Below are 13,292 nucleotides of genomic sequence, written 5' to 3' on the forward strand. Positions count from 1 at the left end.
TTTTCTTATTCGCCCAACGGCTCGGGGCGACCCAACCAAAAGCCTTGCGCATAGTCGACGCCTAATTCCAATAAATGTAAATAGATCTCTTCGGTTTCGACGAATTCGGCAATCGTTTGTTTGCCAAGCAAGTGCCCGATTTCATTGATCGATTTGACCATTGCCAAATCGACCGGATCGCAACAAATATCCTTGACAAACATTCCGTCGATTTTTAGAAAATCCACCGGCAGATTTTTTAGATAGGCGAACGACGACAAGCCGCTGCCGAAATCGTCCAACGCAAAACGGCATCCTAGCGTTTTCAAGGCCCCCATGAATCGAGTCGCTTGGTTCAAATTGGCAATCGCGGCGGTTTCGGTCACTTCAAAACAAAAGCGATCCGCCGGTAACTTGAATTTTTTTAGCGCCGCTTGAATACAGAGTTGAGCCGAATCGGAACCGAGCGTTTGCCCCGATAAATTGATCGAACACATCGACAAATCAGCCAATGCGCCCGAATGTTCGGCAAACCAAAGCAGCGTATTTTCGATGATATACTCGTCGATTCGGCTCATTAGGCCGTATCGCTCGGCGGCCGGAATAAATGCGCCGGGCAAAATGACCTCCCGGTCGGCACTCAAAATCCTGACCAAAATTTCATAATGCTCGCCATTTTGCGTTCCGGTCGTGCAGATAGGTTGACGGTATAATTGAAAGCGTTTATGGTCGAGCGCGTCGTTAAGTTTGGCGACCCATTGCATTTGCCCGGATAGCCGGCGAATTTCCTCGTCGTTTTTTTGATAGACAAAAACTCGATTACGTCCGGCATCTTTCGCGGCATAACAAGAGGCATCGGCAACCATTAACAAATCGTTCAAGCAGTTAAACTCCTCGGTGATCGCCATCAAGCCAATGCTGACTCCGATATGAAAGCTTTGGTTGTTCCAGTTGAATCGATAATCGGCAATGATTTCGCGCAGCTCATCGGCCAATCGTTCAGCCTGCTCGATTCCGCAATGCTCCATCAGCACCCCGAATTCGTCGCCGCCCAAGCGCGCCAACGTATCCCGTTTGCGTACCTTACGCTGCAGCAATGAAGTAACCTGCTTGAGTAATTCATCGCCGGCGGTATGTCCGCAAGTATCGTTAATCACTTTGAATTGATCGAGATCGAGATAGCAAAACGCAAATTGATCTTCGCATACTTTACGAGTCTGCAATACGCGGTTCAGCCGCGTCTCGAATTCGCGGCGATTGACCAAGCCCGTCAATGGATCGTGCGACGCTTGATAGGCCAGCTCTCTCGATAAACGTCGGGCATGACTGACATCGCTGAATACCAAAACTACGCCTTGAATTTCGTTACCTTCCCCGCGAATCGGAGCCGCTGAATCCTGTATCGCATATTCGCGGCCCAATCGATCGATTAAAACTGTTCCGGTCACCAGAATTTTCGACTCACCCTCGGATAAACATTGAGCGACCGGATTCGGCAATGGCTTTCGGGTTTTTTCGTCGATAATATGGAAAACTTCATCGATAGGGCGGCCGAGTGCTTCGGCATGCCGCCATTCGGTCAGTTTTTCGGCGGCGGGATTGATGAACTCGATCAGGCCCGTATCGCCGGTGACGATCACCGCATCGCCGATCGATTTGAGGGTTACTTGTGCGCGCTCTTTTTCCTGCATCAGCCTTTCCTCGGCCCGCTTGCGGTAATCGATTTCCAAACGCAATTCGGCGGTACGTTCTTCAACCAATTTTTCGAGATGCCGGCGATAAGATTCCAGTTCCGCCTCGACCGCTTTCGCTTTTAAAACATTGTCGATTGTAATCGGAATAAGATGCAGATATTCGCCGTTGAGATCCTTGGTCAAATAATCGGCGGCACCCAGCTTCAGAGCCTTCACGGCGACGGCTTCGTTACCGCTGCCGGTCACGAAAATAATCGGCGTTGCCATCGGAATATAATCGACGATATCGAATGCGGTACCGTCGCCGAGCGCATGGTCGGCCAACACGATCTCGAAAGTCTGTTTTTTCAACAGATCAACCGCTTCAGCCACCGATCCTGCAATCGTATAGTCGTAAGGTAATTGCTCTTGCTTGACAAAGCGCTTGAAACTCATCTGATCGGCCAAATCGTCTTCGACTAACAGCAAGTTTACCGGCTTTTTCCGATTCATGAACGTTGCGTCCAATAAGGCTTAAGTACCTGAATTGCGTCTAAAAACTGTTCGTAATCGACCGGCTTGAGAATATACCCGGAAATTCCTAAGTCGAAACAACGGTCGACATCATGCCTTTCTTTTGATGACGTCAGCATCATGACCGGAATATTTCTGAATACCGGATGCTCTTTGAGATGTTTCAGGCATTCGTGACCATTCATCTTAGGCATGTTGATATCGAGCAAAATGATGGCCGGCAAGCCATGTTTAGGATTGCGTAAATACTCGAGCGCTTGTTCGCCGTCGTGCACGACCAACAATTCATTGAGTACGCCAAGTTTTTTGAAACTCCGCTGAACGGTCATCACATCGACCTGATCATCCTCGACCAAGAGAATGGGTTGTATGTTATTCATGTTGTGCGGTTTTCGGTATCGTAAACAAAAAATCGCAACCGCAGCCCGGTTCGGACTCGATCCGGATGCGGCCGCCCCAGTTGTCGACTATTTTCTCGATTAGGCTTAATCCGATACCGGTGCTATCGGATTGATCCTTTGGCGCGAGTGTTTGAAACAGTTGGAAGATTTTCTCCTGATAGTGTCTTGGGATGCCCGGACCGTTGTCTTTGACGCTGAATTCCCAGCAGGACTCGTGTTCGCGGCAACTTATTTCAATAACCCCATGGCTTTTATCGTTATATTTAATCGCATTATCCAGTAAATTTTGAAAAACCTGAAATATTTTAAGCTTTTCTCCTACGATCGTCGGTAAGCCGGCTTGCATCTTGATTTCGATATGCGGCGGCGGTGCGATATGCTTAACCATTTCCATTAATAACACATTGATGTCGACTTGTTCGTCGGGTTCTTTGATGCGCCCAACCCGCGAATACTGCAAAATACCGTCGATCATCTCATGCATGCGTTTTGCCCGGCTTTGCAATAAGGCCATTTGCTCCTTGCCGTCATCGTCGAACGCATCACGGTAATCTTCGGCAATCCAGCCGGACAATTGATTGATCGCGCGTAAAGGCGCTTTTAAATCATGCGAGACGACATAAGCAAAACTTTTCAGTTCTTCATTGGCTTTATTTAATGCCGAGGTCCGCGCGGCAACCCGTTGTTCAAGCTCCTTATTGAGCAAATTGATTTGCAGCTGGCTTTGTTTCATTTCTTCGATCAACAAAGTATTTTGCAGCGCAATCGCCGCTTGCGCGGTCAATAGCCGGGTCATTTCGATATCTTCGAGCGAGAAAACCGATTTGATCAAACTGTTTTCCAGATACAAAACGCCCAGTACTTGTTGTTGCATTTGCAACGGCAAACACAATACCGATTTAAGTTGCCTACCCTGTACCGTATCATCGGTTTTAAAATCGCCTTCGGCCGCGGCATTGTTCAAAACCACCAGTTCGGCGGTTCGGTAAACATAATTGACGATCGCAAGGCTAAGGGTCTCGGCCGGCAATTCGCTACCGTCGCGGATCTCGACTTCGACCCGGTCATGCTTGACGCCTTTCGCCAATTTTTTTAATTGCTGATTTTCGGCAATCAGCAAATAACCGGTTTTAGCCCCCAAGCGCGCCATTACCGATTCCATGATCGTCACCAGTAAGGGTTTGAAATCGAGTTGTTGCGTGATCGTTCGAGTCGCTCGAACCAAATAGTCGACATCGAGCAATTGCGCCAACGATTGCTCGGTCTGTTTACGTCTTTCGATAACCGTGAACGAATATTGCTTCGCCAATTGCGCCGTTTTGATTTCGGCGCCGCATTGCCGATAAATTTTAACGGCCCGATTCAAATGATACGAAGTATGATCGTGTTGCCTATCGAGCAACATCCGCCCCAGCCGCTCGTGTAAAAATGCCTCCAAAAATAGAAATTGCCGCGACTTGGCCGAATCGATCGCATCCAAGCCATATCGCCGCGCCTGACTAAAGTCATCGGCGTGACAAGCCCGTTCCATCATCATGAACAGTAAATAGGGGGTGAGAATCGGTCCTAACGAAGACCAAACCTCGACCCGTTCGAAGCATTTCGACAGCAGATCATGTTCGTCTCCGTCCACTGTTCTATACAGTCTTAAACCGTTGACGTAGCGGAAAACATACCAGAGTCGATTGAGAATATTGTCGCTTAGGCCGCGTAAATACGGCTCGGCCTTTGCCAGATAACCGGCCGCCTGCCGATAATCGCCGAGATAATGACTGCTTATTCCTTTTAAAGTGTAATATCCGCCGATCGACACGACATGCTTGTCTTGCTCCCAACGTTTTAACTTGGCATCGATTTTCGCCTCGGTTAGCTTGTTTCGGCCGACATTCATTTCGTCGACCCAACCGGCCAATACGCTTTCGGCAAGCCCGAGCGATAACGACAGATTAAATTTTTTCGAAAAACGCCGGCATTCTTCGGCCACACTAATCACCTGATACAAATCGTTGCCGCGATGGATCAAATGCCAAAGATAAGGCCCGTAGGACAAACCGGCGTTGTATAAATCGCCGCAATTTTTGCCGCGGTGAATATTTTGCTGACATTGCTGAATGATATGCTCGGATGACCTTCGATTATGCATATTGGTCCATAATATGCCGTTGATTCCCTTGGTCGCACCGAAGGTATCGGGATAGCGCTCCGATAACGCGAGGCCGAGATCTTCGTATCGAAACGACATGTCGTATTTATCCTGACGCTGCAAATACAATCCGACCATCGAAAAACCGTAAATCACCGTTTCATCGACACCGCCGGCCAAACAGTTTTGCGTCGACTGAATCGCGGAAAGATACAATTGCGGCACCATGCCGGCCAAGTAATAATCCGGAATCAATTCGCTATAGATGCCGGTTTCGATCCGCGTCGCGCGATCGCCGCTGAGCGTAATATCGAGAATTTGCTGCCAAACATCGTCATGCCCTTGATGAATTTGTTCCAGAATGCTTCCTGCACGCCGCAAGGCCTCATTATCATCGTCCGGAATCGCGCGCCCAAAATAGCTCAAGCCGCGATTACCCAATTCAATCGCCTCTTTGAACTTGCCCATAGACGACAGACTCGTGGTCTGCTCGTACAAACAGTCGACCCGGTCCAGATCGCTTTTCGCTTTTTCAATCAAGGTATTGAGTATCGCCTCCGAAGCCGGTTGATTGCCGAGCGCCATTTCGGTTCGTGCCAGATATTTATGCAAATCGAATAAAAATTCATAATCGCTGTCCCAGTCCGGATTGGGATACAAGGCTTTAGCTTGCGCAAAGAAAAAATTGGCGTTATCCATCGCCAGTGCTTTCATCGCGGCAATTCCGGCATGGTAATTAAACACGGCCTCTTGTTTAATCCGCTTCGCGCTGGGGTTTTGCGGACGACCGCCCTCCAAGTGTTCGACGACCGCGAATAAGTTCGGCTGCGTCTCAAGATCGGCGTTTTCGGGAATCGCTTCAATATAGGCCTGCGCAATGCGCTCATGAACGTCGCGTTTTTTCGTTTCATCCATGAAACTCTCGACCGCCGCTTGAACTTGGTCGTGAAAGAAATAGAGTTGATTTTTTTCACGCAACAAAATGTTATCGACAAAGGCTTCCGACAATGATTGATATAAAACCGACATTTCGATACCGGCGGCGCGCGCCAAATCTTCGGCTTGAAAGCGCGCGCCCAAACAGGCACCAATCATCAACAAGTCGAGCGTTTGACGAGTCAGCTTCGTAATTTTGTCCTTAAACAAATCCAAAGCCGTATCGGGAATTTCGGTATGCCGTAAATGTTCGTCATCCCAGGTCCAAATGCCGTCATCGCCCAAATGCAAATGCCGGTAACTATGCAGCCAGCGTAAACTTTCATTGACGAACAACGGATTACCCGCAGAGGTCTGAAATATGATCTCGGCCAATGCTTCGGTCCGAACCGGATAGGTATTGAGAATGTAGGCCGTCATCAAATTGACCTCATGCAAGCCCAAGGCATTTAGACGAATCTCCAACAACGGCCGGTCATCACGCTTGATGCGTTCGATCAAGCGATTCAATCGATGGCCGGTATCGACTTCGTTATGCCGGTATGCGCCCACCCAAAACAGCCAAGGATATTCCGCCGAATTGTCGAATAGACTTTCCAGGACATCGAAGGTTGCACCGTCGCACCATTGCAAATCGTCGATGAATAAGGTCAACGGATTTTCAGCGCTGGCCAAGGCAGCGATAAAACGTCCGATGGTATCGTTGAAACGATTGCGCGCTTCGACCGGCGGCAAATCGGCGACGTTCGGCTGCGGGCCAATGATCAATTCCAATTCCGGCACCAAGTCGATCATCAAGCGGCCGTTATCGCCCAATTGCTCGCCAATACGTTTTCGCCAGTAGTCGATCCTATCCTTATCTTCGGACAAAAAGGTTTTGATCAAGCTCGTGAAGGCTTGTATCAAGGTGCTGTAAGGTATGTGTTTTTTAAACTGGTCGAACTTACCCGATGTGAAATAGCCGGAATGCGCGACGATCGGTAGTTGCAGTTCTTGAATCAGCCGGGTCTTCCCGATACCCGACCAACCGGAAATTAATGCAGCGCGAAAGACGCCCGAGCAGACTTTGTTGAATTCGCCCAATAATTGCTTCTTTTCCTTGTCTCGACCAACCATTACCGAAGGGATCGTAATCCGGTTGCTGAAATCGCGCTGCTTTAATACGAAATCGTCGATACGCCGTTCCATCTGCCATTGCGTCAAACAAATGCGCAGATCGTTGGCGAGGCCGGATGCGGTTTGATAGCGTTTTTCGGGTGCTTTTTCCAAAAGCAATGCAATAATATTGCTTAAGGCTGTCGGAATTAGCGGGTCGATTTGATGTAAGGGCTCCGGCGTTTCGGCAAGATGCGAATGAACGATTGCGATCGGATCGTTAAATGAAAACGGTGCCTTACCGGTTAGACAGGCATAAAGCACCATGCCCAAAGAATACAAATCGGTTGCATAATTCACCGTGTATTTGATGCGCCCGGTCTGTTCCGGCGAAAGATAAGGCAGGGTCTGTGTCCGAAAATGCGGATCGTAGATAAAATGACTGACCTGATTGATATCGAGGATACGAATGTCGTCGATTATTTGGACGGATAAATTATCCGACCGTATCAAAATATTAGTCGGCTTGATACTTTTGTGAATATGCCCGGCTTTATGGATTTCTTCGAGCCGTTCGGCCAGCGCTACGGCGATCGTCAGCACACGTTCGATATCCGGTTCCGAACCTACCGACAAACATTCGGATAACGGTTTAGCATCGAGATAAAGCTGACGCAAAACAAGCCTGCCGTTTTCCCTGCTGAGGATTTCCGGAATTATGCTATGCGGCAAGGCCAACTGACTGAGCAAGTCGATTTGTTGCCGAACATAATCGCCAATACCCTTCACGCAAAAACGTAGCTTGATATCCTTTAAAACGACTAACTGCGAAGTGCTTACATGCTGCGCTTTAAAAACATTTGCGTGCATACTTTCGCCGAGCTTTTCGAGGATACTGTGATTTAAAATTTGGGTCATGCCATTAGGGGAATCATTGCGGGTTAGAAAAAATACCTAGGGCATAACGACTATAGCATTTTCCTGAACAATGTCAGGGTTTTATCGACTTTGGCAGCAATTCCCAATTTGGAGATCAAAAAGGGTGTGGGGTATGCTTGGCGAGGATGTCGGCAGCAGGGCAGATTTTTGCTCCTCGGCAATTGCTGAGTTACATGGATGTAATGAATGCAGAAAATGCAGGAGCATTTTTCTGCCCTGCATCGCCTAAAGCGCCTACTGTTGGTGCCCTACTACACGCCATCCTTGGCGTTCGAGCTGCCGCCAAGCCCCCATGGATGGGTTTACGGCGTTCCTCGACAGGTATACCCCACACCCTAAAATCGGCGAAACCGCTCAAACTGGGAATTGCTGCGACTTTGGTATCATAGAGCTCTCAAGCCTAAAACAGATAGCTACCCGCTCAACCGGAATTTTTCGTAATCTACATGGTTATCACAAACTTACAGGAAGCCTCATGTCGAGTCACCATTCTTTACAACACAGCAATAACGATCTTAAACTTCATTGGACCATCGCCGGGCTGACTCTTACCACCGTAGCGGCCTATTTGATTTTTTGCCATGTAGCCGGCGAACAATGGCGGATTAATCTTCCGGAAGATCAACGCGTCCTGATTCGTACCCTCTTTTATGTGTTGGCCATTATCGGTTTTCCGGTGACCAATCTGCTCCGCCATATTCAATTGCGTCTAAACCAAACCATGCCCGGGCCAAAGCCGGCCAAACAGCGCTATTTGCTTACCGTGATCGTATCGATGGGACTGGCCGAAACTGTCGCTTTGATGGGTTTGGCGATATTCCTGCTGGGAGACGATTACAACACCCTTTATATTTTTACCGCGTTGTCGGTTTTGGCCGTGTTCCTGTACCGCCCGAAAGCCGATGAATATCGGGAAATAATGGTCGCGCTGGCAAGCAGGGAAGACGATGACGATTAATACGCTCAGCGAATGGTAAATTCCAGTGTTTTGATGACGACTTGGTAGGTTTCTTTGAGTTTTTCCGGGTTAAATACGTCAATGAGGTCGATCGGCAAAGCATCGGGGCTTGCTATCGCGATCACTTGATCGATACCTTTCGGCTCTCCGATATCGATTGTAAAATCGCCCTCTTCCGGCGGGATGCGGTAGCGCTTGCCGGGAAGACTGTAATTGTCTTCCTGATAGGGATTGGGATATACCCAACCCACGGCACCCGCCGCATCGATTACGGCGATGTAGACATACAAGGCTTGCTCGACCTGAAAATCGACTATTAAACTTTCTCCGATTTTAAAGTCGGTTTTGTTGATCGAGATAGAGAAGATATGTTCGGGTAATGAATTTTGTTCTATTTGACCGCTTGGCGGTGTTGACACTTCGGAAGTTTGCCCATCGGCGACCGTCTCCTCTGCGTCAAGCTGCGCAGCGGTTTTATCGATCGGCACTTCGGTTAGAGCTTCGTTTTCCGGTTTTTCGATCGAATACCGCTGCCAATAGGGCCGAATCATCGCCGCCGCCCCCAGAAATATCGCCGCCAGCAAGACATAATACAAAGCCTGGTAAGGCTTGTTCCGCGATTCCAAACCTTTTAAAAACGCTTCAACACTATCGATTCGATCTTCGCGCTTGAACTGTAGCCCCTTCTTCAATGCATTCCATTGCCGGGCATTGAGCGATCGTATCGCTTTGGGGCGGACCTTTTTTTGCAAACAATCGTCGGCACGCTGCCGGTTGAACGGATGAAAGCCGGCGAACAATTCATAAGCCACGCAAGCCAACGCATAAATATCGTCCCGAGGGTCCGGCTTTTCCCCATGCAACATTTCCAGCGTTGCATAAGCCGGCGTCATGCCGCCAAGCACGCCGGCATCGAAACTTCCCACCCGGGAAAAATTCTGTAGCCGTGCGATACCGAAATCCAATATTTTGACTCGATTATGGATATCGATGAATATGTTGGAGGGCTTAAAATCCGAATGGATAATCCCTTTTGCATGCGCATGGCTCAATGCAGCGCAAATTTGCCTAATAATCGCCAATGCTTCGGACTGTTCGAGTCCCGCCGGATGGTTTTTGACGATTTTGTCCAGCGTAACGCCTTCCAGATATTCCATCGTCATGAATACGATCGGACCGTCTCTGTCGAAATCGTAAACGGTCAAAATATTCGGATGCGCCAGCGATTGGGTTTTTCTGGCTTCGCTATGCATGGCCTTCAATAATTCGGGATTGGCCCTGAACTCGTCATTCAGCACCTTGACCGCAATAAAGGCTGAATTGCCGGCTTCGATATCGCGCCGGTCCAAGGCTTTATAAACACTACCCATGCCCCCCGTTCCGATTTTCTCCAAAAGGTCATAGCGATTTTTCAATACCGAGCCCGAACCCGGAGTGACTGAGCCGTCGGCATAAGGACTGCTATCGTCAAAACCGGTCGCTGTTTTACCGATTCCGCCGGTCGTTCCGAAGAGTTCGTGCTGCGTTCGAGCCGAATATAAATCCGAATTGCCCGTTTCTCGACGCGGCTTTTGTTGAATGATGGTTTCATCCGACTCTTTAGTTCGGTTGACGGCTGATTCTTTAGGATCTCGATCCATGGTTCGGTATGTGTTTGATGTCAATGAGTCGGGGAATGCGCCGGAATCATTTTTCGTCCAAATGCCAGACGCCGTCGGCGCCCAATAAGCGTCTTTCCAGCCATTTCGTTATTGTGCTTCGGTCCTTTCGGTAAACTTCGGGGCATTCCGATGTCGCCGAACTGTGCGTTTCGATGCCTGCCAACCAGTTTTCCCAAGCAGCAATCGCATCCGGCGAAAAACGCGAGTCGCCGGCATGGCCCACGGCATATAAGGTTGCCGGTTCGTTCCTGCCCTTGACTTGCAGGCGCCCTAAGCGCCGAACCGGATAATTCAATTGCCGCGCCGCGCCGATAAAGTCTTCGGTGACGATGATCTCGGTATTGAACAAGCGGGTCAGGCTTTCCACTCGCGCGGCCAGATTCATTGGATCGCCCAAAATGCCGAATTTTCTGACGCCTTTTTTCGGCCCCAGATCGCCCATCACCACCGAGCCCGCAGTCAAGCCGACACCGGCGTCGATAATCGCATGAATCCGTTTGAGCACATCGGCTTCAATTTTTCGATCATAGCGCTCTTCGAGCGTCGCAAAAAAACGTTTTTGCAATGTGACCAATTCCAACGCGGCCTGCAATGCATTGGCGCATGCTGCTATATTTTCCCCTTCATTGTATTGATAGGGCCAATAATAACAAACCATATCGCCGACATAATCTTCCAGCCAGCCATTGTATTTATCTTGAAGAATCAATGAGGTTTCGCTCAAATAATCGTTCATTAGATTCAGCACTTCGGCCGGATCCTTAATGAAGCCGGTCACGGTCGTATACCCGGCCAAATCGCTCATCAATACCAGCGCGAATCGACGCCGGTTTTGAAAGGTTTCGTTAGGTTTCAAGCTTATCAATAAATTATGAATTTGCCTCGGCATATAATTGATAATCAGCTTGCCTTCCCGCGAACCGATGATCAAATGCATCCCTATCGTTTGGCCGACACCGGCGATAAAAACGATCATACTTGTCGTTACCGGCCAAAGTTGAACCAAATCGTTCAAATAGCACAAGGATCCGACAGCAGTAATAAACAAGCCGCCGATAAACCAAACAAAGCTCTGCTTCAAATAAGCGCCCGATAGGACGCCGATCAAGGCCGCTATCAAAAACAATGCCGCTTTTACCGGTAACGCGGGCGCTCTCGGATGATCTCGATTCAGTAGCGTCTCGACCGCATCGACCAAAAACTGCGCTCCGTGAGTCGGCAAATGAGGGCCGAACAAACCCGTCGTCATCGGCGTTACCAACACGTCGGTAGCTTCGTCGGGTGCAGTCAACTGAAACACGGCTACTTTATCCCTCAATAACGCGGCAGTCCGCTCTGCAATTTCGCTATCGCAAGACGCCAAGCGACTGACCGGTATCATCGGCCTATTGCCTTCTTCGGATATGACGAACTGCGGCTTGCTCAACCGTATTCGGCGGCATGGACGGCGGCCGTCGCATAGTTCATCATCGGGTCCGTGTAAATAATCGTCGCCGGTATTTTGCGGAAGGATAAATCGAGTCAGTGCAACGACGGCATGATCCGGGCTCAAATCCAACCATCGTGAGATGGGGCTGTTATTTTTAGAGACCAAACGGTCGCTTGCTACCAAACCGTTTTCGGGTACTGCGAAAGCGGCCTCCAAGCCGTACAGTAAGAAATCGGGAAGCGCTTCTTGACCGCTAAAATAGGGAGCAATTTTGAAATGTTCTATAGCAAAGGCCGGCATTTGCAAAGGCGCGTTGCCTAATTCGCTATTACTCATTCGGCATTCGCCGGTAGGGGAAGCAGCACATCGAGGCTGCGACCATTGCACGGCGCCGGGCGATTCGATACAAGCGGCATAAGGCATTCTGCCTTCCATTTCTTTCGAAACAACCGCGTCGAGAAAAACGCCCTTACCGCCAGCGGCAATAATTCGTTCCGTAGCTTTGGCAAAAAGGGGTAAAGCCTGTTTACGGCCCACATCAATCGGGACGCCGTGATCCAAAACCACAACCGCAGTGTATCGCCATTCTTCTCGGGCTTGAAAGACCAACGCGGAATCGTGTATCCAGTCGTCGATAGCGGTACCGGCCAAGCGATCCAAAATCAAGCCGGCCAAAAATGCCGCTGCGATTAGCGGTATCAACACAATCCATCGGTTGATCGGTAAATCAAGCATCAAAAAGTGCGGGTAAACTTTTGGCCGGTTCTTGTCGCCGGATAACGGTAGTCCTTGATGACTGCCTCGACACAATTCGAAAACCGGCCGTCTTCAGATTCTATGGACGATAGCATTACAGACTCGGCGCGCCCCATCGAATCGACGGTCCAATGAACCGTAATTTTGCCGTCGACTTGAAAAAGATTCCGGCACAGTCCGATTTCAGGCTCGATGGCCTCGAAGATTTCGTCGATGCCGGCCTGCCGCTCATGATCCGAATAGTTACGCATCTTGACCGAAGTCGACATCGCAAGTTGCCCGCTGCCTGCGGTCTCGGAACGCTTGATCGCCGCGATAGCGCAAAAGAATGCATTACTGCCGCCATGAACGCCGTCGCATTTGAGTTTATGGTCCACCCATCCGGTGCAGTTTTTCAAATCGGTCGGCGTAATCCACGGCAAAAACAAGCTCGATACAGTGACTTCGAGCGGTGCGGACGAACCGTTTTGACAAACGAGTTGAAAATCCGCATCGGTTTCGGGCTTAGGTAACGATTTGATCCATAATCTTGCGTCCGGGCTTAATTTAAAGACGGTCCCCAGGCCGACTTCGTTTCCCTTGGCGCAACGATCGTTTACGACTTCGACGCCTTGACTCTTGGCATCCAGATATTGGATGTTACTACACTCCGAGGCAGGCACTTCGAGCCCCGTCAGTACTAAAAACGCAACGACTATGGTTTTCATAACAAATGCCCCCCGGCAAAACTCTGTTGAGTTACAACTTATTTCCTGATTAGCAAGTTTCTTCAGCTAAAGCCCAAAGAT

Annotated in this window: 7 protein-coding genes; 1 reads left to right on the forward strand and 6 read right to left on the reverse strand. The window is 49.3% G+C overall.

Annotation, left to right across the window (positions count from 1 at the left end):
• Positions 1–5: 5 nt before the first annotated feature.
• From METBU_RS24295 to METBU_RS0115070, 3 genes are read right to left on the reverse strand one after another with little or no spacing between them, the layout of a single operon-like run.
• Positions 6–2,165, reverse strand: a complete 2,160-nt coding sequence (locus METBU_RS24295; RefSeq protein ID WP_017841419.1) for an EAL domain-containing protein — start codon at positions 2,163–2,165, stop codon at positions 6–8.
• The gene (locus METBU_RS0115065; RefSeq protein WP_014146573.1) at positions 2,162–2,566 is read right to left on the reverse strand and encodes a response regulator; all 405 of its coding nucleotides are present in this window, start codon (positions 2,564–2,566) and stop codon (positions 2,162–2,164) included. The genes METBU_RS24295 and METBU_RS0115065 overlap by 4 nt, the downstream gene beginning before the upstream one ends.
• Positions 2,559–7,679, reverse strand: coding sequence for an AAA family ATPase (locus METBU_RS0115070; RefSeq protein WP_017841420.1), 5,121 nt, complete (start codon positions 7,677–7,679; stop codon positions 2,559–2,561). Before METBU_RS0115070 ends, METBU_RS0115065 begins: the two co-directional genes overlap by 8 nt.
• Before the next feature lie 496 nt (positions 7,680–8,175).
• Between METBU_RS0115070 and METBU_RS0115080 the strand changes: the two genes are divergently transcribed.
• Complete coding sequence (locus tag METBU_RS0115080; RefSeq protein ID WP_017841422.1) at positions 8,176–8,658, forward strand: hypothetical protein; 483 nt, start codon at positions 8,176–8,178, stop codon at positions 8,656–8,658.
• 5 nt (positions 8,659–8,663) lie between these two features.
• Here the strand turns inward: METBU_RS0115080 and METBU_RS25355 are convergent, their stop codons facing one another.
• From METBU_RS25355 to METBU_RS0115095, 3 genes are read right to left on the reverse strand one after another with little or no spacing between them, the layout of a single operon-like run.
• Positions 8,664–10,298 (reverse strand): serine/threonine-protein kinase, encoded by a 1,635-nt coding sequence (locus METBU_RS25355; RefSeq protein WP_017841423.1) that lies wholly within the window; start codon positions 10,296–10,298, stop codon positions 8,664–8,666.
• Positions 10,299–10,344: 46 nt separating this feature from the next.
• The gene (locus METBU_RS0115090; RefSeq protein WP_017841424.1) at positions 10,345–12,483 is read right to left on the reverse strand and encodes an adenylate/guanylate cyclase domain-containing protein; all 2,139 of its coding nucleotides are present in this window, start codon (positions 12,481–12,483) and stop codon (positions 10,345–10,347) included.
• Positions 12,483–13,211: a hypothetical protein gene (locus tag METBU_RS0115095; protein ID WP_017841425.1), complete on the reverse strand. Its 729-nt coding sequence runs from the start codon at positions 13,209–13,211 to the stop codon at positions 12,483–12,485. The genes METBU_RS0115090 and METBU_RS0115095 overlap by 1 nt, the downstream gene beginning before the upstream one ends.
• Positions 13,212–13,292: the final 81 nt, after the last annotated feature.

The organism is Methylotuvimicrobium buryatense 5G (assembly GCF_000341735.1).
GTDB classification, from domain to species: Bacteria; Pseudomonadota; Gammaproteobacteria; order Methylococcales; family Methylomonadaceae; genus Methylotuvimicrobium; species Methylotuvimicrobium buryatense.